The 20,592-nt window shown below is 71.9% G+C and carries 19 protein-coding genes and 2 tRNA genes; 6 read left to right on the top strand and 15 right to left on the bottom strand.

Features of this window, described 5'->3' with window-relative positions; translation table 11 throughout:
• Positions 1 to 199: 199 nt before the first annotated feature.
• The 4 genes from HEK131_RS00940 (at position 200) to HEK131_RS00925 (ending at position 4,636) form a co-directional block, all read left to right on the top strand.
• On the top strand, positions 200 to 691 hold the full coding sequence (locus HEK131_RS00940; protein WP_217462373.1) for a MarR family winged helix-turn-helix transcriptional regulator: 492 nt from the start codon (positions 200 to 202) through the stop codon (positions 689 to 691).
• Positions 692 to 704: 13 nt separating this feature from the next.
• Positions 705 to 3,227: an MFS transporter gene (locus HEK131_RS00935; protein ID WP_244333273.1), complete on the top strand. Its 2,523-nt coding sequence runs from the start codon at positions 705 to 707 to the stop codon at positions 3,225 to 3,227.
• Between the two features lie 91 nt (positions 3,228 to 3,318).
• Complete coding sequence (locus HEK131_RS00930; RefSeq protein WP_244333271.1) at positions 3,319 to 4,140, top strand: YceI family protein; 822 nt, start codon at positions 3,319 to 3,321, stop codon at positions 4,138 to 4,140.
• 25 nt (positions 4,141 to 4,165) lie between these two features.
• Entirely contained in the window at positions 4,166 to 4,636 is a 471-nt protein-coding gene (locus HEK131_RS00925) for a PPOX class F420-dependent oxidoreductase (protein WP_161189571.1), read from the top strand.
• Positions 4,637 to 4,676: 40 nt separating this feature from the next.
• On the opposite strand, the gene HEK131_RS00920 is transcribed toward HEK131_RS00925, so the two are convergent.
• The 9 genes from HEK131_RS00920 to HEK131_RS00880 form a co-directional block, all read right to left on the bottom strand.
• Positions 4,677 to 5,453, bottom strand: a complete 777-nt coding sequence (locus HEK131_RS00920) for a TetR/AcrR family transcriptional regulator (RefSeq protein WP_244333270.1) — start codon at positions 5,451 to 5,453, stop codon at positions 4,677 to 4,679.
• A gap of 69 nt (positions 5,454 to 5,522) precedes the next feature.
• A complete protein-coding gene (locus HEK131_RS00915) occupies positions 5,523 to 6,962 on the bottom strand; it encodes an MFS transporter (protein ID WP_244333268.1) in 1,440 nt (479 codons plus the stop codon).
• Positions 6,963 to 7,026: 64 nt separating this feature from the next.
• Positions 7,027 to 9,261, bottom strand: a complete 2,235-nt coding sequence (locus HEK131_RS00910; RefSeq protein ID WP_244333266.1) for an ArnT family glycosyltransferase — start codon at positions 9,259 to 9,261, stop codon at positions 7,027 to 7,029.
• Positions 9,258 to 10,571: a bifunctional glycosyltransferase family 2/GtrA family protein gene (locus tag HEK131_RS00905; RefSeq protein WP_244333264.1), complete on the bottom strand. Its 1,314-nt coding sequence runs from the start codon at positions 10,569 to 10,571 to the stop codon at positions 9,258 to 9,260. The genes HEK131_RS00910 and HEK131_RS00905 overlap by 4 nt, the downstream gene beginning before the upstream one ends.
• Before the next feature lie 14 nt (positions 10,572 to 10,585).
• Positions 10,586 to 12,172, bottom strand: a complete 1,587-nt coding sequence (locus HEK131_RS00900; protein ID WP_432215605.1) for an ATP-binding protein — start codon at positions 12,170 to 12,172, stop codon at positions 10,586 to 10,588.
• A gap of 5 nt (positions 12,173 to 12,177) precedes the next feature.
• Positions 12,178 to 12,918 (bottom strand): response regulator transcription factor, encoded by a 741-nt coding sequence (locus tag HEK131_RS00895; protein WP_217462365.1) that lies wholly within the window; start codon positions 12,916 to 12,918, stop codon positions 12,178 to 12,180.
• Between the two features lie 84 nt (positions 12,919 to 13,002).
• Positions 13,003 to 13,875, bottom strand: a complete 873-nt coding sequence (locus HEK131_RS00890; RefSeq protein ID WP_244333262.1) for a DUF2797 domain-containing protein — start codon at positions 13,873 to 13,875, stop codon at positions 13,003 to 13,005.
• A 109-nt stretch (positions 13,876 to 13,984) separates the two neighbouring features.
• On the bottom strand, positions 13,985 to 14,983 hold the full coding sequence (locus tag HEK131_RS00885; RefSeq protein ID WP_244333261.1) for a BRO-N domain-containing protein: 999 nt from the start codon (positions 14,981 to 14,983) through the stop codon (positions 13,985 to 13,987).
• Positions 14,984 to 15,049: 66 nt separating this feature from the next.
• The gene (locus tag HEK131_RS00880; RefSeq protein WP_244333260.1) at positions 15,050 to 15,400 is read right to left on the bottom strand and encodes an HGxxPAAW family protein; all 351 of its coding nucleotides are present in this window, start codon (positions 15,398 to 15,400) and stop codon (positions 15,050 to 15,052) included.
• Positions 15,401 to 15,478: 78 nt separating this feature from the next.
• Between HEK131_RS00880 and HEK131_RS00875 the strand changes: the two genes are divergently transcribed.
• Positions 15,479 to 15,961, top strand: coding sequence for a MarR family transcriptional regulator (locus HEK131_RS00875; protein ID WP_217462361.1), 483 nt, complete (start codon positions 15,479 to 15,481; stop codon positions 15,959 to 15,961).
• A gap of 89 nt (positions 15,962 to 16,050) precedes the next feature.
• On the opposite strand, the gene HEK131_RS00870 is transcribed toward HEK131_RS00875, so the two are convergent.
• The 6 genes from HEK131_RS00870 to HEK131_RS00845 form a co-directional block, all read right to left on the bottom strand.
• Entirely contained in the window at positions 16,051 to 16,797 is a 747-nt protein-coding gene (locus HEK131_RS00870) for an ATP-binding cassette domain-containing protein (protein WP_217462360.1), read from the bottom strand.
• Positions 16,794 to 17,393: a hypothetical protein gene (locus HEK131_RS00865; protein ID WP_244333259.1), complete on the bottom strand. Its 600-nt coding sequence runs from the start codon at positions 17,391 to 17,393 to the stop codon at positions 16,794 to 16,796. Before HEK131_RS00865 ends, HEK131_RS00870 begins: the two co-directional genes overlap by 4 nt.
• Positions 17,390 to 18,670 (bottom strand): hypothetical protein, encoded by a 1,281-nt coding sequence (locus HEK131_RS00860; protein ID WP_244333258.1) that lies wholly within the window; start codon positions 18,668 to 18,670, stop codon positions 17,390 to 17,392. The genes HEK131_RS00865 and HEK131_RS00860 overlap by 4 nt, the downstream gene beginning before the upstream one ends.
• 63 nt (positions 18,671 to 18,733) lie before the next feature.
• Positions 18,734 to 19,150 carry a hypothetical protein gene (locus HEK131_RS00855; protein ID WP_244333257.1) on the bottom strand — a complete coding sequence of 139 codons (417 nt, stop codon included), beginning with the start codon at positions 19,148 to 19,150 and terminating at the stop codon, positions 18,734 to 18,736.
• A gap of 319 nt (positions 19,151 to 19,469) precedes the next feature.
• A tRNA-Arg gene (locus tag HEK131_RS00850) sits at positions 19,470 to 19,542 on the bottom strand.
• A 215-nt stretch (positions 19,543 to 19,757) separates the two neighbouring features.
• Positions 19,758 to 19,848 (bottom strand) — tRNA-Ser (locus HEK131_RS00845).
• A gap of 200 nt (positions 19,849 to 20,048) precedes the next feature.
• On the opposite strand from HEK131_RS00845, the gene HEK131_RS00840 reads away from it, so the two are divergent.
• Positions 20,049 to 20,552, top strand: a complete 504-nt coding sequence (locus HEK131_RS00840) for an SSI family serine proteinase inhibitor (RefSeq protein ID WP_244333256.1) — start codon at positions 20,049 to 20,051, stop codon at positions 20,550 to 20,552.
• Positions 20,553 to 20,592: the final 40 nt, after the last annotated feature.

Raw genomic sequence — 20,592 nt, 5'->3', positions numbered from 1 at the left:
AGACACTAGCGAATCCGGGTGCCGGCCCCAAGTGCGGGGCCATGGGGACAGAGCCGGGCAGGCCGCCCGTGCCCACCTGCGCGTTTACGATCGCAATACTTGCCTTTGCCAAGTTTTTGCGCCGTCGGCCACTGATCTATTTGCCTACAGCAACCAAGTATCTCTATGGTTGCCCGAAGCAACGAATACGGGAGGTGTGATGGCCGAGCGGGCGCAGTTCGAGGAGCTGGCACGTCAGCTCAGTGCCGTCGGCGCCGTGAAGCGCGACATCGGGCGGATCCTCCCGCCCGACTGCCCGGCCGGTTCGGCCGCCGTGCTGACCCTGCTCGGCCGCCACGAGGAGATGCGCATGAGCAAGCTCGCCGAGCTGCTCGCCGTCGACATGTCGGTCACCAGCAGGCACGTCGCCCACGTCGCCGCACGCGGCTGGATCGAGCGCTCGCCTGATCCGGCGGACAAGCGCTCGCGCATCCTGCGCCTGACGCCCGCCGGCCACGACCAGCTCGTGGAGCTGTCGCTGCGCACCAGCCGGCTGATGGCCGAGCGGCTGAGCGACTGGACCGACGACGAGGTCGCCCAGCTCATCCAGCTCATGACCCGGCTGCGCGCGTCGTTCGGCGACTGCCGCTCCGGAGTGCCGAGACCGGCCGCCCCCGTGTCCGAGGAAACCCGTACACCCGCGATCACGTAAGTAAAGGAAGCCCATGGCAACGACCACACCATCCGGTGTGCGGGCTCACGCCAAGCACGGGGGCGGGGCCGACGAGGCCCCGATGACCCACCGGCAGATCATGGAGGCGCTCTCCGGGCTGCTGCTCGGCATGTTCGTGGCGATCCTGTCGTCCACGATCGTCTCCAACGCCCTCCCGCACATCATCGGCGACCTCGGCGGCGGCCAGTCCGCCTACACCTGGGTCGTCACCGCCGCCCTGCTGTCGATGACGGCCGCGACCCCCCTGTGGGGCAAGCTCGCCGACCTGTACAGCAAGAAGGCGCTCGTCCAGATAGCCCTGGTCATCTACGTCGTCGGTTCGATGGCGGCCGGTCTGTCGCAGAACCCCGGCATGCTGATCGCCTGCCGTGTCGTCCAGGGCATCGGCGTCGGCGGTCTGTCCGCCCTGGCGCAGATCGTCATGGCCGCGATGATCTCCCCGCGTGAGCGTGGCCGTTACTCCGGCTACCTCGGCGCGACCTTCGCCGTCGCCACCGTCGGCGGCCCGCTGCTCGGCGGTGTCATCACCGACACCTCGTGGCTGGGCTGGCGCTGGTGCTTCTACGTCGGTGTGCCCTTCGCGGTCATCGCGCTGATCGTGCTGCAGAAGACCCTGCACCTGCCCGTGGTCAAGCGCGAGGTCAAGGTCGACTGGGGCGGTGCCGCCCTGATCTCGGCCGCCGTCTCGCTGCTGCTGGTCTGGGTCACCTTCGCCGGTGACAAGTACGACTGGGTGTCCTGGCAGACCTACGCGATGGTCGCCGGTTCGATCGTCCTCGGCGCGCTGTTCGTGCTCGTCGAGGCCAAGGCCAGCGAGCCGATCATCCCGCTGCGCCTGTTCAAGAACCGCACCATCACGCTCGCGTCGCTCGCCTCGCTGTTCGTCGGTGTGGCCATGTTCAGCGGCACCGTGTTCTTCAGCCAGTACTTCCAGCTCGCCCGCGACAAGTCCCCGACGATGTCCGGCATCCTGACCATCCCGATGATCGGTGGTCTGTTCATCTCCTCGACCGTCTCGGGTCAGTTCATCACCCGTACCGGCCGCTGGAAGGCGTGGCTGGTCAGCGGTGGCGTCCTGGTCACCGCCGGACTGCTCCTGCTGGGCGGCATCCGGTACGACACGGACTACTGGAAGATGGCCATCTTCATGGCCCTGCTGGGTCTCGGCATCGGCATGATGATGCAGAACCTGGTGCTCGCCACGCAGAACCAGGTGGCGCCCTCCGACCTCGGCTCGGCCAGCTCCACGGTCACCTTCTTCCGCTCCCTCGGCGGCGCGGTGGGCGTCTCGGCGCTCGGCGCGGTGATGGCCCACCGGATCACGCACTACGTCACGGACGGCATCGGCGCCCTCAGCCCGAAGTACCAGGCCGCGATGGCCAAGTCCGGCTCGACCGACACCATCCCGGATATGGACAGCCTCCCGGGTCCGATCCGGAACCTGTTGGAGAGCGCGTACGGCCACGGCATCGCCGACGTCTTCATGATCGCGGGTGCGCTCGCCGCCATCGCGTTCCTGATCACCCTGTTCATCAAGGAGGTCCCGCTGAAGACCAAGGGCGCGCTGGCGCAGTCCTCCGAGGCCCAGGCCCCCGTCACCGACCCGGCCGCCGCCCCCGCGGTGGCCGAGGCCCAGCAGGTCCCGGCCATGGCCGTCGCCGCCACCGAGGGCGCTCCCTCGGCCGACGGCACGGCCACCGCGGCCGCCCCGCAGGTGACGGCCGTCGCCATGGCCGGCGAGGCCGGCGCCTCGGGCGGCACCCCGGTGCACGGTTTCGTGCGCGGCGCCGAGAGCGCCCCGGTCCCGCGGGCCGCGGTCACGCTGATCTCGCTGGCCGGCCGCCAGCTCGGCCGCGCGGTCGCCCAGGCCGACGGCTCCTACACGCTGGCCGCCCCCGGCACCGGCTCGTACGTGCTGATCGCCTCCGCCGACGGCTTCCAGCCGCAGGCGTCCACCGTGGTGGTGGGCGAGGAGCCGCTGTCGTACGACATCCTGCTCAGCGGCACCAGCGGGCTGACCGGCGTGGTCCGGGCGGCCGGGAGCGCGCTGCCGGTGAAGGACGCGATGGTCGTCGTCACCGACGTGCGCGGTGATCTGCTGGCCGCCGCGCAGACCGGCGAGCAGGGCGAGTTCGGGTTCACCGAGCTGGTGCCCGGCACCGTGACGATCGCGGTCAACGCGGGCGGCTACCGGCCGCGTGCGCTGCCCGTGGAGGTCGCCACCACCGGGGTCACCCGCGTGGAGGTCGACCTGGAGACCGGCGCGCTGCTCAGCGGTGTCGTCCGGGCCCCGCACGGCCCGCTGGCCGACGCCCGCGTCACCCTGGTCGACCAGGCGGGCAACGTGGTCGGCACCGCCACCACCGGTGCGGACGGCGCGTACGCCTTCACCGACCTGGACGGCGGCGAGTACACCGTGATCGCCACGGGTTACCCGCCGGTGGCCACCGCGCTGACCGTCGCCGGTCCCGGCACGGACGGTCACGACATCGAACTCGCCCACCCCGGCGAGTAGTTCATCCGACCGGCCCGTGGCCCGCCGATGGTGCGGGCCACGGGCCGGTCCCCTGACAGACACGCGCTCACCGCGCAGGGAGAAGAACGCCATGGCACTGACCGCGAGAATCCGCACCCGTGACGGCTGGGCCGTCTCGCACGCGGTGGTCACGGTGGCCGACATGACCGGTTCGCAGGTGCTGCGGGCCGAGGCCGACGCCGAGGGCGCGGTGCGCGACGACACCGCGCTGGCTCCGGGGGCGTACACGGTGATCGTGACCGCCGTCGGATACGCGCCCGTCGCCTCCAGCGCCCTGGTCACCGCGAGCGGCCGGGCCGAGGTCGGCGCGGTCACCCTGGCCCGGCAGGGCGGCAGCGAGCTGCCCCCGCCCGGCCCGTGGACCATCGACCCCGTGCACTCCTCGGTCGGCGCGGTCGCCCAGCACCTGGGCATCTCCAGCGTGCGGGGCCGGTTCACCGACTTCGGCGGGCGCATCGAGATCGCGCCCGACGACATCACGAACTCCCGCGTGGAGGCGGTCATCCGGGCGGAGTCCATCGACACGGGCAACGGGATGCGTGACACCCACCTGCGTTCGGCCGACTTCCTCGACGTGGAGAAGTACCCGGAGCTGACCTACCGCTCGTCCGGGCTGAGCCAGGCCGGGCCGGACCGCTGGACCGTGCACGGCGAGCTGTCGATGCACGGGATCGCCCGGCAGGTCGACCTGGACCTCGCCTACCTCGGCACCGGCGCCGACCCCTGGGGCGGCACGCGGGCCGCGTTCCGCGCGACGGCCGAGCTGCACCGGGACGACTTCGCCATGAACTACAACCAGGTCCTCCAGGCGGGCATCGCCGCCATCGGCACCACCCTGCGGATCGAGCTGGACATCCAGGCGGTCCAGGGCGACGCGCTGCCCGCCCTCTGACCCGGTCACGTCCTACGCTCGGCGCATGGCTCCCAACATCGCTACGAACACCAAAGTGACCCTGCCGGAACTGCTGGACTTCGTACGCCCCCGCCATCGCGCCATCCTGCTGACCCGGCGCTCCGACGGCTCGCCGCAGGGCTCCCCGCTGACCTGCGGGGTGGACGACTCCGGGCGGATCGTGGCCTCCACGTATCCGGAGCGGGCCAAGACCCGGAACGCCAAGAGGGACGAGCGGGTCAGCCTGATCGTGCTGAGCGACGAGTGGAACGGGCCCTGGGTCCAGATCGACGGCACGGCCGAGGTGCTGGACACCCCGGACTCCGTCGAGCCGCTGGTCGAGTACTACCGGAACATCGCCGGTGAGCACCCGGACTGGGACGAGTACCGCACGGCCATGGCCGAGCAGGGCAAGTCCATCATCCGGGTCACGCCCGAGCGGTGGGGGCCGGTGGCGACGGGCGGGTTCCCGGCCCGGCTCGCCTCCGACTCGTAGGGCGACACCCTGGTGGCCCGTGGCCGACCCCCGCGAAGGGTCAGCCGCGGGCCACCATCGCTTCGATGCCCGCGATCAGCAGGTCCAGGGCGAAGGCGAAGTCCCGGTCGAGCATCTCCTGGACCGTGTCCCCGCCGCGCGCGGCCATCAGGGCGTAGGACTCCTTCATCACGTCGGAGGTCCCGGCCACCTCGGTGGCCACGGTCAGCGACTGCTGGAAGTACTCCTCCGCGCTCAGCCCGGTGTCCGCGATCCGGGCGTGGAAGTGGCCCTCGATCGTGCCGTAGCCGTACACGAACTGGAAGACGGCCGAGATAGCGCCCGTGACCCCGTGCGCGGGCAGCCCGGCCCGGCCCACCACCTGCTGCACCACCCTTGAGAAGGCCAGGGAGTTGGGGCCGATGTTGAGGAAGCGGCCCGCGATCGGGGACAGCCAGGGGTGGCGCACCATCATCGCCCGGTAGTCGACCGCCAGGGTGCGCAACTGCTCGCGCCAGTCGGCCGCGCCGTCCTCGGGGTCGGGCAGCGGCAGCTCGCCGAAAGCCGTGTCCAGGGCGAGTTCGAGCAGGTCGTCCTTGGTGTCGACGTACCAGTACAGGGACATCGCGGTCACGTTCAGCGCGGCCGCCAGGCGGCGCATGGAGAAGCGGTCCAGGCCCTCCGCGTCCAGCAGGGCGACCGAGGTCGCGGTGATCCGGTCCCGGTCCAGGCCGGAGGGCTGGCCGCCCCGGGCGCGCCGCTCCTTGCCGGTCAGCCAGACGCTGCCGCGCCGCCCGGCCTTGGGGCCCTCCTCTTGGGGGCCGACTTCCTTCACCACCGGGCTTCCCTCCGTTGGCCGTCGCTCACCGCACACCTTGCCAGGTCCGGGCGGCTCAGCCACCCCGGCTCAGACGGCATCGCGCTGGGCCCGCTTGAGCAGGGCCGCCGCGACCAGGCCACCGGCCAGCACGGCGACGGAGCCGACCAGTTGCCCGGCGCTCAGCCCGGCCGACAGGGTGCGGCCGGAGGCCAGGAAGGAGCTGAGCACCGCGCCGAGCACGGCCACCCCGAGACCGTTGCCGAACTCGGCCAGCGTGCCGTTGATCCCGGCGCCGACCCCGGCCTTCTCCGGCGGGATGGCGCTCATGATGGCGTGCGCCATGGCCGGGTTGGCCAGCGCGCACCCGGCGCCGATCAGCACCAGCCCGAGCAGTGTCCCGGCGTACCCGGTCGAGGCCAGTTCGGCGATGGAGACCAGGCCGCCCGCCATCAGCGCCATGCCCAGCGCGATCGCCACCGGGGTGCCCAGCCGGGCCGCCCACTTGGCGGAGACCCCGCTGAAGTTGAGCAGGACCACGGTGAGCGCCAGCGGTGCGGTGCGCGCTCCCGCCTCCAGCGGGCCGTAGCCGAGGACGAGTTGGAGGTGCTGGGTGAGCAGGAACAGCGCGCCGCCCATCCCGAAGGTGATCAGCACCGCGCCGGCGACCGCGCCGGTGAACCTGCGGTCCCGGAAGAACTGGACGTCGAGCATCGGCTCCTCGGTGCGGCTCTCCCAGTACGCGAAGACGGCCAGCACGACCGCCGCCACGGCCGCGGAGCCGAGCACGCGGGCCGAGGTCCAGCCATGGTGTGGGCCGGAGATGACCGCGAAGACCAGGGCGGTCATACCGATCGTGGACAGCAGCGCGCCCAGCAGGTCGGGGCGGGCGGGCAGGCCGGAGGCGCCGACGGCGCGCGTGGCCTTGGACTCCGGGACGAGGGCCACCACGGCGACCAGACCGAGGGCGGCCACGGGCAGGTTGATCAGGAAGATCGCGCCCCACCAGAAGTGGTCGAGCACGAAACCGCCGATCAGCGGGCCCGCCGCGAAGCCGAGGGAGTTGACCGCGGCCCAGATGCCGATCGCCTTCGGCTGCTCCTCGGGCGCGAAGATCTGCATGGCCACGGCGAGCGTGGTGGTCAGCAGCAGGGCGCCACCGATGCCCATGCCGGCACGGGCGGCGATCAACTGGCCCGTGGAGGTGGAGAGTCCGGCCGCCAGCGAACCCACGCCGAACACGGCGAGGCCCGCGATCAGCATCTTCTTGCGGCCGTACCGGTCGGCGGCGCTGCCCGCGGTGAGCAGCAGGCCGGACTGGACCAGGGAGTACGCGTTGATCATCCACTGGATGTCGGAGGTGGCCGCGTGCAGCCGGTCGGTCAGGGAGGGGATCGCCACGTTCAGCACGGTGTTGTCGAGCAGCACGGTGAGCTGGGCTAGGCAGATCACGCCGAGGATCAGCCAGCGGCGGGGATGGCCCTGGGGAGCCTGCTGGAGCGGCGGGGCCGAGAGGTCGGGAGCGGACATGCTGTACACCGTATAGCGGTTTCACTATACGGTGTACAGCATTATCGGCCGAAGGTGCTCGCGGTCAGCCGGCCTTCTTCTGCGCGAGGTCGTAGAAGGTGGCCGAACCGACCGTCACCTTCTTGAAGTTGGCCTCCACCCAGGTGCTGATGCCGGAGGCCGTGCCGCTCTCGCCGCCCATGCCGCCGCGGGCCTCACCGGCTCGGCCCATGCCGCCGCCCATACCGCCGCCGGCGATGAAGTAGTGGATCTCGCCCTTGGCGACGTACCGCTTGAACTGGGCGAGGGTCGGGGAGGGGTCGGTGCCGTTGAAGCCGCCGATCGCCATGACGGCCTTGTTCGTCGCCAGTTGGTAGCTCGCCGCGTTCTGGGAGCCGATGGAGGCGGCGACCCAGGTGTAGGAGTCGGCGTCGGCCTTCAGCAGCTTCTCGGCCTCGGCGGAGACTTTCGCCCCGTCGAGCAGGCCGCCCGCGCCTCCGGCGCCCATGCGGCCGCCTTCGCCGGTGCGGGTGTTGCCGGGGAGGTTGCCGCCGGGGAAGCCCTGACCGTTCTGCCGGCCCTGGCCGTTGCCCTGGCCCTGGCCGTTCCCCTGGCCCTGGCCGTTCTGGCCGCCCTGGCCGGGGAAACCACCGCCGGGAAAGCCCTGGCCGCCCGCCCCGCCCGGCGGCATCTGGCCCTTACCCTGGCCCTGGCCCTGCGCGTTCTGCCCGCCCGGCATCCCGCCGGGGAAGCCGCCGCGCATGCCCTCGCCACGGCCGCCCGGACGGCCGCCGAAGCCCATCATGCTCGCGCCCGCCGGGCCCGCCGTCGGGATCGAGCCGGTGTGCGCGGAGTTCACCGTGCTCAGGGTGTACGCCGTCGGCCCGGCCAGCGCCGCGGCCAGGCCCACCGAGGCCGCGCCCAGCGCCAGGTTCCTCGGTGCGCGGCCGAGGAACAGCAGCCCGAGCGCCGCCACGAGCCCGCCGACCAGCACCAGCCACCTCAGCCAGGGCAGATGGTCCGGCGTGCGGTTGAGCAGCACGTACCCCCAGGCGCCCGACGCCACCGAGGCGGCCGCGAGCGCGACCCCCGCCCACGTCTCGGTACGCCGCTCCCAGAGCAGCCCGGTGCCCATGCCGACGACGGCGGCGAGGTAGGGGGCGAGGGCGACCGTGTAGTACTGGTGGAAGATGCCGGCCATGTAGCTGAACACCGCCATGGTGATCAGCAGCGAGCCTCCCCAGACGAGGAACGACGCGCGGGTCGCGGAGGCGCGGCCCAGTTTCCGGGTGGCCCACAGGCCCGCGATCAGCAGGATCAGCGCGGCCGGGAGCAGCCAGGAGACCTGACCCCCGACCTCGGCGCCGAACATCCGGTCCCAGCCCGTCGTACCCCAGCGGCCCCCGCCGCCCATGCCGCCGCCTCCGCCGCCGACGCTTCCGGTCTCGTCGCCGTTGATCCGGCCGAGGCCGTTGTAGCCGAAGGTCAGCTCCAGGAAGCTGTTGTGCTGCGAGCCGCCGATGTACGGGCGGGAGGAGGCCGGCCACAGCTCGACCACCGCGACCCACCAGCCGCCGGACACCACCAGCGCGAGCGTGGCCAGGCCCAGTTGGACCAGCCGCCTGCGAAGCCGGACCGGCCCGCAGACCGCGTACACGAGGGCCAGCGGAGGCAGGATCAGGAACGCCTGGAGGGTCTTGGCGAGGAAGGCGAAGCCGATGGCGACGCCCGCCCACACGAGCCAGCGGGTCCGCCCGTCCTCGACCGCCCGGACGGTGAAGTAGCAGGCCAGCGCCATCAGCAGGGCCAGCATCGCGTCCGGGTTGTTGAACCGGAACATCAGCGCCGCCACCGGGGTCAGCGCCAGCACCGCGCCCGCGACCAGACCGGCCACCGCGCTGGACCGGCGCCGTACCGCCGCGTACACGACCGCCACCGAGCCGACGCCCATGAGGACCTCGGGGACCAGGACCGCCCAGGAGCCGAGGCCGAAGATCCGCACCGACAGCGCCATGGGCCACAGGAACGCCGAGGGCTTGTCGACCGTGATGGCGTTGCCGCCGTCCAGCGAGCCGAAGAAGAACGCCTTCCAGGAGGTGCTGCCCGCCTGGACGGCCGCCGAGTAGAAGGAGTTGGCGAATCCGGAGGCGCTCAGGTCGTACAGGTACAGCACGAGGGTGGCGGCGAGCAGGGCCCAGAAGGCCGGGCGGGCCCAGCTCGGGTCCTCGGGCCGGCCGCGCCACACACGGTGGGCGAAGGAGGCGCGCGGCGCGGGTGGCGTCTCGGCAGCCTGCGGGGGCTGGTCGTACTGGGTGGTCATCGGGGGTCCCCCGTGGAGATGGTGGTGGGCTCGTCGTAGAGAGCCGTCGGGATGGGGTCCGGCGCGGGGTCCCGGCGGTCCGGGAAGACCCAGGCGCGGAAGAGGAGGAAGCGCAGGACGGTCGCCGCGAGGTTGGCGACGACGAGGACCGCGAGTTCGGTGGTGTGCGCGGGGCCGGTGGTGGCCGCGTCGAGGGCGGCGAGGGAACCGCTGGTCAGGGCGAGGCCGATGGCGAAGACCACCAGGCCCTGTGCCTGGTGCCGTACCGCGCCGCCGCGGCCGCGCACCCCGAAGGTCAGGCGCCGGTTGGCGGCCGTGTTGGCGAGCGCGGAGAGCAGCAGGGCGAGAGCGTTGGCGGCCTGCGAGCCGCCGAACTGCCGGAAGCCGCTGTAGAGCAGCAGGTAGAACAGCGTCGACAGCCCGCCGACCACGCAGAACCCGACGAGCTGACGGGCCAGCCCCTTCGGGACGTCGGTGATCTCACGGTCGCGCGGGTCGTCGCCGAAGGGCCGGGCGAGCCGGTCCAGCGGCAGCGAACCGGTGGTCAGCGCCCGCCCCACCCGCCACACGCCCCTGAGGTCGTCGGTCGCGGTGCGCACGATGCGCACGGTGGAGTCCGGGTCGTCGACCCAGTCGACCGGCACCTCGTGGATGCGCAGCCCCGCCCGCTCGGCCAGCACCAGCATCTCGGTGTCGAAGAACCAGCCGGTGTCCTCCACCAGCGGCAGCAGCACCTGGGCCACCTCGCGCCGGATCGCCTTGAAGCCGCACTGGGCGTCGGAGAAGCGGGCCTGGAGCGAGCCGCGCAGGATCAGGTTGTAGGCCCGGCTGATGAACTCCCGCTTCGGACCGCGCACCACGCGGGAGGTCCGGCTGAGCCGGGAGCCGATCGCCAGGTCGGAGTGGCCGGAGATCAGCGGGGCGACCAGCGGGAGCAGGGCGTTGAGGTCGGTGGAGAGGTCGACGTCCATGTAGGCGAGGACCGGCGCGTTCGAGGCGGACCACACCGTGCGCAGGGCGTGCCCCCGGCCCTTGCGCTCCAGCCGGAAGGCGGCCACCTCCACGAACTCGTCCGCCAGACCGGCCGCGATCCTCCGGGTGGCGTCCGTGGAGGCGTTGTCGGCGATCGTGATGCGGAAGGCGTACGGGAAGGTGCGCGCCAGGTGCTCGCGGAGCCTGAGCACGCAGGGGCGCAGGTCCTTCTCCTCGTTGTGGACGGGGATCACCACGTCCAGCACGGGGGTGCCGGCGGCGGTGGCCGGGAGGTGCTCCCGTGCCGGGAGGGTGCCGGGAGAAGAGTCGGTTCGCATGGGACCGACTCTTCTCAACTCCCCTGTCGCGCCCGTGTGGTGACGCTGTGGCCCGACTGTGAGTGCGGCGCCGTCTCCGGCCCGGCCGCGGGCAGCCCCACGGTGAACACCGTCCGGCCCGGCGCGCTCTCCACCTCCACGGTGCCGCCGTGCGCGGTGACGACGGCCCGCACGATGGCGAGACCGAGGCCGGTGGACCCGGTGGCACGGGTGCGGGCGGAGTCGCCGCGCGCGAACCGCTCGAAGACGTGCGGCAGCAGCCCGGCCGGGACGCCCGGACCGTCGTCCTCGACCTGTACGCGCATCCGCTCGCCCTGCCGCCGGACCCGTGCGGTGACCGTGGTGCCCGGCGGGGTGTGCCGGCGCGCGTTGCCCAGCAGGTTGACCAGCACCTGCTGGAGCCGGGCCGCGTCGGCGGTCACCAGCGCCGGTTCGTCGGGCAGGTCGAGTCGCCAGGTGTGGTCCAGGCCGGCCGCGCGGGCGTCGCTGACGGTGTCCACGACCAGCGGGGCCAGGTCGGTGCGGTCGAACTGGAGCGGGCGGCCCGCGTCCAGCCGGGCCAGCAGCAGCAGGTCCTCCACCAGCAGCGTCATCCGGGCCGCCTCGGACTCGATCCGGCCCAGCGCGTGCCGGGTGTCCGGGCCTACCGTCTCCCGCCCGCGCCGGGTCAGTTCGGCGTAGCCGCGTATCGAGGCGAGCGGGGTGCGCAGCTCGTGACTGGCGTCGGCGACGAAGCGCCGGACCCGCGTCTCGCTCTCCTGGCGGGCGTGCAGGGCGCCGTTGACGTGGTCGAGCATCCGGTTGAGCGCGGCGCCGACCCGGCCGACCTCGGTGTGCGGGTCGCACTCGGCATCGGGGACACGCTCGCTGAGGTTCACCTCGCCCGAGTGCAGGGGGAGTTCGGAGACACGGGTGGCGGTGCGGGCGACCCGGCGCAGGGGGCGGGTGGCGACGCCGACGATGACGGTCCCGGCCAGCGAGGCCGCGACGAGCCCGGCGACGGTGACGCAGACCTCGACCAGCACCAGGGTGTCGACGACACCGTCCATCTCGGCGGTGGGCAGGGCGACGTAGTACCGGTCGGCGCTGTCGCGGCTGACCGCGTACCGGACCAGGTAGTCGCCCAGGCCGGGCAGGTGGACGGTGTGGGCGCTGCCGTCCTTCGGCACGGTGGCGAGCGCGGCGGTCTGCTCGCCGGTGAGCCGCTCGGCGCGCATCCGTTTGAAGACGCCGCTGCCGTCCTTCTGCTCGTCGGACACGGCCCCGGACACGATCGCGCCGTCGCGCACGTACGCGGCGACGGTCCGCGTCTGGTTGGGGCCCCTGGTGAGCAGGGTGGTCACCCGTTCGGCGGGGCTCTCGGTGGCCACCGCCGAGGCGAGCGCGGTGGCGGCCGGGTCCAGCGGGACGGGCGACGGGTGCGGGCGGCCGACCGCGCGTACGGCGATATCCCGGACCTTGCCGTCGAGTTGCTGGTACAGGTGCTCGTGCAGGGCGAGCGTGGTCACCGTACCGATCACCGCGCAGACCACGGCGATCAGCACGACGGACGCGACGACCAGCCGCGTCCGCAGGGTGCGCGGGGTACGCGCGCGGCGCACGATCCTCACGACACGGCGGGCTTGATCAGATAGCCGGCCCCGCGCCGGGTGTGGATCATCGGCTCGCGGCCGGCGTCGATCTTCCGGCGCAGATAGGAGATGTACAGCTCCACGACGTTCGCCTGCCCGCCGAAGTCGTACGACCAGACCCGGTCCAGTATCTGCGCCTTGCTCAGCACCCGGCGCGGGTTGCGCATGAGGAAGCGGAGCAGCTCGAACTCGGTGGCGGTCAGGTGGATGGAGTCCCCGGCCCGCCAGACCTCGTGGCTGTCTTCGTCCAGGCTGAGGTCGCCCACGACGAGCACGGAGTCGGGGCGCTTGTCGGTGGCCCCGGAGCGCCGGATCAGCCCGCGCAGCCGGGCCACGACCTCCTCCAGGCTGAACGGCTTGGTGACGTAGTCGTCCCCGCCCGCGGTGAGTCCGGCGATCCGGTCCTCCACCGCGTCCTTGGCGGTCAGGAACAGCACGGGTACGTCGGGCAGTTCACGGCGGAGCCGGCTGAGCACGGTCAGCCCGTCCATGTCCGGCAGCATCATGTCCAGCACCACGGCGTCCGGCCGGAACTCGCGGGCCGAGCGCAGCGCGCCCTGCCCGTCCCCCGCGCTCCTTATCCGCCAGCCCTCGTACCGGAGCGCCATGCTCAGCAGTTCGGTGATCGACAGCTCGTCGTCCACCACCAGGACGCGGACGGGGCTACCGTCCGGCCTCAGCAGTTCGGTACGCCCCTGGGGCGAGGTCGTGGTCATGGTGAGACCTTGTCCCCAGCCACTGAGAGGAGACTTTCGGCAGTCTGTGATTTCGCTGAGAAACAGGTGGGAGCCGGGCGGGGGTCAGAAAAGGCCGTCCTGACGGGCGCCGAAGTCCTTTACTGGCAAGGTGATTTCGCTGCCCTCCTGAGCTGGGGTCAGCTCCCAGCCGGGCAGCAGCCGGGTGTCCAGCACGAGCACCCCGCGCCCCTCGACGGCCAGGTGCAGATCGGGCCCGGCGGCCGCGACGAGTTCCCCGCCGACCCGGCCCCCGGCCACCAGCTCGATGACGGCGCCCGCGGCGGGTCCGGCCCGCTGAAGTCCGAACTCGTCCATGTGATCGACGACTTGGCAGGGCGCCGGGACGAGGGACTCGGGCCAGTTCCCGAGGGAGACGGCCCGCGCGTGCAGGGCCACCACCTCCGCCGCCCGCTCCTCGGCACCGCCCGGCAGGGACGCTCTCACGGTGCGCTTCACGGCGTACGGGATCCGGTCCGGGACGCCGAGCGCGGCCCGCAGCAGTTCCTCGGTGCGCCGGGCGGCCATCAGGGGGCCGGTGCCGAGCCAACTGAAGCAGACGGCGCCCTGCTCCAGCAGCCGGGCGGACCCGCGCTCGGCCGCGGTGATGCCGACCTTGACCAGACCGGGCCCGAACCAGGCCAGATAGACGCGGTACGGCCGGGGGTCGTCGGCGATCGTGTCGGCGGCCACGGAGTGCGCGCGGTCCAGCCGGGCGCAGTCCTCGCAGCGGGCGCCCGTACTCCGCCCGGGCACGGCCGTTCTCGTCGGGCACAGGTGCCCCCGCGCCCCCACGCATCGCCGCGCCGTGCCGTCGAGCACGCCGAAGGCGACCCGCTTCCCCCAGGTCAGCGCGCTGCGGCGCCCGCCGGACCAGACCAGCGCGGGGCCCTCCAGGGACCAGCGCAGTCCCGTACACGTCCACTTCTGTGCTGCCATCACTCGTGAGGGTAGGAGATGCCGCCGACATCGTCCGTCCGGCGAGGGGGCCCGGTACGGTACGGGAAGAGCCCGAAGCCGCATCCTCTGAGTGCGACTTCGGGCTCTTTCACGCGAGCGTGTAGACGGGAACCCCGTCCGCCGCGCTGCCGGTCTGCCGTACGCAGCCGCGCTTGATCAGCATGCGTACGCAGTCGTGGACACGGTCGAGGGTGAGGCCGGTCCGGGTGGCGACGTCCTCCAGCCGACAGGCGGCCGGGCCGCGCACCAGCGCGGGGGCCAGGTAGGCGGCGACGGCGTGCACGTCGTCGGTGACGACGAGGTTGCGCTCGCGCCAGGTGGCGAGGAGGCGCTGAGGGGTGATCGTCGCCTGCTGCGGCTCGGGGGGCTGGGCGGGACGCACGCGGTCGACGATCTGGTCGAGGGCGTCGGCGATGCGGGTGAGGACGTCCTGGACGCCGCCTACCCGGTGGGCGAGGGTGCCCAACTGCTCGGTCTGGCGTGCCAGGTGCTCGCTGACGCGGGCACGCTCCTCGTTGGCCTCCCGCATCTGCGCGAGATGCTCGGCCTGCGCGGCGGCGAGCGCCTCGTCGGCCCGCAGGTTGCGCTCCTCCAGGCGGACGATGGCGTCGGCTACCTGTCGGGGCATGACGTAGGAGGTGCCTGGAGTGGTCTGGAGCGGGGCGGGGTCGAGGCTGTAGGTGCCGTCGCGCTGGATGGTGACGATGACTTCGGCGACCCAGGTTTTGAAGGGGGCGCTCTCGGGCTTGGTGCACCCGTTCACGAGGAGGATCAGGGACCGCAGATTCACCATCCGCATGGACTTCTTGAGCCCGTGACCTGCGATTCTGCGCGAAGTGGTCTCTCCATAGACGCTTCGTGCCAAGTCTTCGAGACTCTGGTGGCCATCCGTCGGAACATGGTGCAGCAGTGCCTGCCGCGTGTTCACGTACCCGAGCCTCGTCGCCACGTCCACGGCCGGGAACCAGTGCTCGCCGTCGGGGGTGGTCAGCCTTCGTACGCGGGCTCCGGTGGCCGCGAACACGAAGTCGTCGATGTCGATCGCGCCCCGCTCGGGCAGCCTGGTCGTGTCGTCGTGCTCGTGCATCGAGCATCACCTCCACCCCGGAAGCTAGGGACGCCGATCAGCAACTTCGGCCGGTGGAGGGCACGTTCACTCGATCGGAGACAGAGGTATCGATTCGGCACGGACCCCCACGGGCGCGGAGTCCGGACGCCGGCCCGCCAGCGCGCAGCCCACGCACCCCGGATGCCCGCCGCGGGCCTGCGTGTCGCGCACCCGCAGACCCCACTCCGGACGCGGCCGCACACCCGGCGGCTTGCCCCACCCGCTGAGGTGCAGCACCCAGGTGACCAGCACGCTCGCCGCCACGATCACCGTTCCGCCCACGAGAGCCGGAACGGACCCCGTGCACACCCCCGCACCCACGACACCACTGCCGAGGGTGGCGATGGCACACCCGGTCCACCCGGCGATCGTGTGACCCTCGTCGTACAGACTCATGGAACGGCCTCCTACAGGTCTCTCACAGTCTAAGAGATTTACCTCTCGAATATCTCACAAGCTAAGGAATCAAGGAAGATGGACGGCACGCCCCGCCCGCCCGCGAGTCCGGCCGAGGCGCTGACCGCGATGGACCACCTCATCGCCGCGCACCTGATCGGCCAGCAGGAGATGGCCCGGCGGCTGGGCCTGACCGTCACCGACCTGACCTGCTTCGGCTTCGTCCTCCAGGCCGGCCCCGACCTCCTCACGGCAGGCGACCTCGCGGCCCTCGCCCAGGTCACCACCGGCGCGGTGACCGGCATCCTCAACCGCCTGGAGCGCGCCGGCTACGTCACCCGCCGCCCGGACCCCACCGACCGCCGCCGGGTCCGCGTAGCGGCGGTCCCGGCGGCGGTGTCCCGCGTGGAAGCCGCGTACGGCGGCCACTACACCCGCCTGATGACCCTCTTCGCGGACTACACCCCGGCCGAACTGGCCGTCATCACCGACTGGTTCACCCGGGCGACGGCCCTGGCCCACGAGTCCCGGGCGGAACTGTCGACGGAGGAGTCCGGCTGAGGGCGCGGGCGGTGGACCCCCGCACACGACGAAGCGGAGAGGCCCCGGGTGTCCGGGGCCTCTCCGCGTTCGGGCGTGTTTCACAGGTACTAGATGAGGGAGCCCGGCGAACCGTCGAGCACCGCGCTGTAGGCGCCCTCGGCCATCCGGCCGTCGGGCACGCCGGGCGGGCAGTGAGCGAGGAACGAGGCCGTCGTGCCGGAGTGGAGCAGCCGGCCGGACTCCAGCACAGCCACCTGGTCCGCCTCCTCGGCGAGGTCGGCGACGTCGTGCGTGGAGAGCAGCACCGCGACGTCCCCGGACAGGCCGCGCAGCAGGTCCCGGAAGACGCGTCGCTGGCGGGGGTCCATACCGGCCGTGGGCTCGTCGAGCAGCAGCACCCGCGCACCGTGCACCAGGGCACCGGCCACGCCGATGCGGCGGAGCTGTCCGCCGGATACGTCACTGGTCCGCTCGTCCTCCTTGTCGGCCAGCTCCACCTGACGCAGGGCGCCCCGGGCCGCGTCCCACGCCTCGCTGCGGTTCATGCCCTTGAGCCAGCCGACGTACGCGACGTACTCGCGGGCGGTCAGCGACGGCACGGCGGCGATGTTCTGCGGCATCCAGGCGACGGCCCGGCGGTACTCGCGGCTGCCGGCCTTCAGCCTTCCCAGGTTCACGCTGCCGGACCGGGGGGTGGTGACGGAGGCGCCCAGCCGCAGCAGGGTGGACTTGCCGGCGCCGTTGGGGCCGAGCAGAACCGTGAGCCCCGGCTGCACCTCGTAGGTGAACCCGTCCAGCACCGGCCGCTTCCTGCGCCCGTAGGTGTAGGTACAGGTGTCGTAGCGAAGGCTCACAGTTCCTCCTTCTGGGCGGCGAGAACGTGGGTGATGACACCCGCCGCCGCGATCACGGCGCACGCGACTGCCGCGAGCGGAGAAGTGGCGGGCTCCAGGATGAAGCCCCAGGGGTAGGGGTCGGTGGGCATCCGGTAGCCGAAGAGCACCACGCCGAAGACCATGGCCACGGGGACCATGACCGACGCCCGGCCCAGCCACGGGCGGACCAGGAGCAGCAGGCCGGCCGCGCACGCGGTGTTGCGGCCCAGGGTCCACATCGGATGCGTGAACGGTTCGTCGAGGACGACCGAGGTCACGGCGCCCGCCAGTTCCAGGAGAGCGATCACCCCGAGGACGAGCACCGCGTCCAGGCGCCGGACCTTCCGGATGCCGCTGGCCTCAGCCGCCGGGACCCGGGTGTCCAGGCAGAGCGCGATCACCCCCGTCAGGAGGATCGGCACGAACTGGCTGAGCTGGACGGTGGCCGAGCCGCCGAGCGTCAGGGCGGGCAGCGGCACGGCCGACCCCCCGAGCAGCAGGGCCAGCACGAATGCGGCCGCGCATCCCGCCGGGAGCGTGGTCGTCGCCCTGCGGCAGCGGACCCAGAGCGTCATGCGGTCTTCCCCTTGGTACAGGCGGCGTCGAGGCCGTGGGCGAACCAGGCGCGCTGTCGGGACTCGGGCAGTTCGAGGACAGCGTCGATCTGCTTCCGGTCCTTCTGCCAGACCAGGTCGTTGAAGAAGGGGTCCGCTCGCAGCGCCTTCTCGTACGGGGTCGTCTGCCCGGTGCGCTCGGCCGCCCAGGCGAGGACGGCACGGGCCCAGTCCGCCCGCGGCGCCCGGCAGGGGAAGCGGACGGCGTCGCGCATCACCTGGTAACCGAGCTCACCCTTGCGGGCGGACGTGGTCAGCGGGACGTACCAGGTCTTCGCTGTGGAGGGCCTCGGGTACCTGCCCTCCGTCGACGTGTCGACCACCTTCGCGGGCGGTTCGGAGACACCGGCGGTGCTAAGCCGCTCGACGGTCCGGGCGACCTCCGCCCGGAGGGTCCCGGGACCCGTCTTGCTCGACGCCGCCACACAGATCTGGGGCGCCCGGCCGGCACAGCTCATCGGCACCGCCTGCGTGCGCATGCCGCCGAAGTAGCCCCAGCCGTCCGCGATCCGGCTCGCGCCCAGCGTCACGACGGCCACGAGGGCGACGGCCGCCACGACACGCACGGTCCGCGGCGCCGCCAGGACCCAGAGGAGTACGGCAGCACCCGCCAGACCGGCGGTGAACAGGACCGGCACCGCGGCCGCGGCCAGGCTGTAGGTCTCCCCCGCGACCGGGGGCTCGGAGATCATGCCCGCGATGTGCCGCCACCACACGGGACCGACGGCGACGGATGTGGAGACGAGCAGGAACGACAGGACACCGAGGGCCGGCGCCGCGATCATCGGGTTCACCTTGCTGCCGGCGACGAATCCCACCACCGCCCACAAGGCCAGGTCGACGAGGACCGTGACCAGCGGGAGCAGGCTCCAGCCGTCGGGGACCGTCCGGTTCTGGAACAACGAGACGGTCACCGGAGCGACGGCGGCGAGCCACGCCAGGGTCACCCCAGGCCAGAGCTGCCGTGCGACCACATGGGCCCGGGTACGCGCCGGGGCCAGCTCCCAGAAGCCGCCCCGGGTGAGCCGCCCCGCCTCCCAGGCGGCCATCACAGCCACGAAGGCCGTGCTGTAGGCGGTGGTGCCCAGCGCGATGGCCACCATTCCGGGGGCCCATCCGATGCCGTGCGGATCGCTCCACTTGGCGGCCACGTCCAGGTAATAGAGGACGGTGAAGCACACCATGAGAAGGCCCAGCCAGAGCGGGCTGCCGATCCGAAGGTGACTGCGAAGTGTCACGTCTCTCCAGTCGCGGCGGGGCCGCGCGGCACACGGCCGCGCGGCCCGCTCAGTGATGGAACGTCAGTCGGCCTGGGTGGTGTCGACGTACACCTTGTCGACGAAGAGCAGACCGCCGCCGCCGACGTCCGTGGCCTTGAAGTAGTAGTCACCGGACGGCAGACCGGTCCACTCTCCGTTGCTGGTACCGCCGTTGAAGCACGCGGTGAACGTCTTCGAGTCGTACTTGGGGTCGGTCTGGAGCGGAACGTCGCGGTAGTACGCGACGGTCACGTCCTGGGACCCGTTCTGCACGAAGCAGCCGGTGAACTGGAGCTGCGAGTACGACTCGTCGGCCCAGCGGCGGGACTCGTCGCCCTGGCCCCAGCTCGAGATGTACGACGTCCAGTTGGCCGAGGCGTTCGGCGCCACGATCAGCCCGAGGGCCGAGGTGGTCGCCAGTACTACGGCGGCGCGTCTTATGCTGTTCGAGATGGGCATGCGTATCTCCTTGTGCCATCAGGGATTCGGCGTGCTGCTCATTGCGCGAGGCGTCGCGGGATGCAGCCTGCGGCGCCTCGGTGATCATGCCCTCGCCGTTCGGTGATGACAACCCGGATACTTGCAGAATCTCCATCGGGCCTGCGCCAACTTGCACAGTTTGTGAGCCAGTTGTTCGACACGGGCGAAGCCCCGCCTCACGGGCGCACGAAGCGCCCCCTGGCCCCTCTCTCCCCCATGCGGAAGATCGCCCCCGCTTCTCTTCCGCATGCCCCGAAACGCAAGAGGCCCCGCATCTCTGCGGGGCCTCTTGCCTGTGTGCACTCGGCAGGATTCGAACCTGCAACCTTCTGATCCGTAGTCAGATGCTCTATCCGTTAAGCTACGAGTGCTTGTTCTTTTGTTTTCGTCTCCGTTTCCCTGGCCTTTCGGCCTGTCCCGGCGACAGGAAGAACATTACATGACTGCCGCCGCCATGTGAAATCCGTTCCCCGCACCCCCTCTGACCTGCGGAAACGTCGAAACGTAGATCGGGCGGGCGGGGCCCGGAGCCACCCCGGTAACGCCGAAGCCCCGGTCCATGTGGACCGGGGCTTCGGATCAGGGGCGGAGGCGGAGGGATTTGAACCCTCGATGGGCTTTAAGACCCAAACCGCATTAGCAGTGCGGCGCCATAGACCGGACTAGGCGACGCCTCCAGCACAACCACTCACGCGAGCGCGCGATTGGTGCGTGCAGATGATGACACAGGCAAGCGCGGTGTCACCAATCGGTCCCCACGGTACTAGGCGCGAGGCCCGCAGGGCAAAGGGCTTCTCCCGGCGAGGCGCGCGGAAGATCCACGGAGGGTCTCGGCAGGTGGGCGCAACGTCCGCGGGGGGTGCGCGTTGGGCTGGGTATGAGTCCTCTCCTGTCCCGCCGGGCGACCCGGTCCGGCCCGCCGCGGCGCGGTCTCGCGCCCCTCGCGGCTTCCCTCACCTCCCTCACCTCCCTCCTCTGCGGCCTCGCCGCCGCCCCGGCCGGTGCCGTCCCCGCCATGCCCTCACCCCCGCTCCCGGAGGACCGCGTCGGCGATCACCTCACCCTCGTCGTGCAGGGCGCCGGGACCGGGCGGGACGGAGTGAGGGAACTGTTCTGCCATCCCGCCGCCGGTGATCATCCGGAGCCCGCCGAAGCCTGCCGCGTGCTCGACGAGAACACCCGCTGGGGTCGGGACACCTTCGCGCCGGTCCCCCCGGACAGCATCTGCACCATGATCGACGGCGGCCCCGCCACCGCCCACGTCACCGGGTACTGGGCCGGCCGCCCCGTGGACGCCACCTTCCGGCGGGGCGGCGGCTGCGAGATCGCCCGCTGGGACCGCCTCGTGCCCTTCCTCCCGGACATGGGGCCGGACGCCTGAGCCGGCCCGTACCCCGGAGAACCCCGTAAAGGTCCCGCGA

The organism is Streptomyces seoulensis (assembly GCF_022846655.1).
In the GTDB taxonomy this organism is placed as follows: domain Bacteria; phylum Actinomycetota; class Actinomycetes; order Streptomycetales; family Streptomycetaceae; genus Streptomyces.
Note: the sequence above shows the minus strand (reverse complement) of the source record. Positions and strands in the feature narration are given on the sequence as shown.

What these genes read in the sequence shown, in the direction of transcription:
- HEK131_RS00925 (WP_161189571.1), top strand. Translation starts at nt 4,166, where the DNA reads ATGGCTCCCAACATCGCTACGAACACCAAAGTGACCCTGCCGGAACTG.
- HEK131_RS00840 (WP_244333256.1), top strand. Translation starts at nt 20,049, where the DNA reads ATGAGTCCTCTCCTGTCCCGCCGGGCGACCCGGTCCGGCCCGCCGCGG.
- HEK131_RS00895 (WP_217462365.1), bottom strand. Translation starts at nt 12,918, where the DNA reads ATGACCACGACCTCGCCCCAGGGGCGTACCGAACTGCTGAGGCCGGAC.
- HEK131_RS00935 (WP_244333273.1), top strand. Translation starts at nt 705, where the DNA reads ATGGCAACGACCACACCATCCGGTGTGCGGGCTCACGCCAAGCACGGG.
- HEK131_RS00915 (WP_244333268.1), bottom strand. Translation starts at nt 6,962, where the DNA reads ATGTCCGCTCCCGACCTCTCGGCCCCGCCGCTCCAGCAGGCTCCCCAG.
- HEK131_RS00940 (WP_217462373.1), top strand. Translation starts at nt 200, where the DNA reads ATGGCCGAGCGGGCGCAGTTCGAGGAGCTGGCACGTCAGCTCAGTGCC.
- HEK131_RS00880 (WP_244333260.1), bottom strand. Translation starts at nt 15,400, where the DNA reads ATGAGTCTGTACGACGAGGGTCACACGATCGCCGGGTGGACCGGGTGT.
- HEK131_RS00855 (WP_244333257.1), bottom strand. Translation starts at nt 19,150, where the DNA reads ATGCCCATCTCGAACAGCATAAGACGCGCCGCCGTAGTACTGGCGACC.
- HEK131_RS00905 (WP_244333264.1), bottom strand. Translation starts at nt 10,571, where the DNA reads ATGCGAACCGACTCTTCTCCCGGCACCCTCCCGGCACGGGAGCACCTC.
- HEK131_RS00910 (WP_244333266.1), bottom strand. Translation starts at nt 9,261, where the DNA reads ATGACCACCCAGTACGACCAGCCCCCGCAGGCTGCCGAGACGCCACCC.
- HEK131_RS00890 (WP_244333262.1), bottom strand. Translation starts at nt 13,875, where the DNA reads ATGGCAGCACAGAAGTGGACGTGTACGGGACTGCGCTGGTCCCTGGAG.
- HEK131_RS00885 (WP_244333261.1), bottom strand. Translation starts at nt 14,983, where the DNA reads ATGCACGAGCACGACGACACGACCAGGCTGCCCGAGCGGGGCGCGATC.
- HEK131_RS00865 (WP_244333259.1), bottom strand. Translation starts at nt 17,393, where the DNA reads ATGACGCTCTGGGTCCGCTGCCGCAGGGCGACGACCACGCTCCCGGCG.
- HEK131_RS00875 (WP_217462361.1), top strand. Translation starts at nt 15,479, where the DNA reads ATGGACGGCACGCCCCGCCCGCCCGCGAGTCCGGCCGAGGCGCTGACC.
- HEK131_RS00930 (WP_244333271.1), top strand. Translation starts at nt 3,319, where the DNA reads ATGGCACTGACCGCGAGAATCCGCACCCGTGACGGCTGGGCCGTCTCG.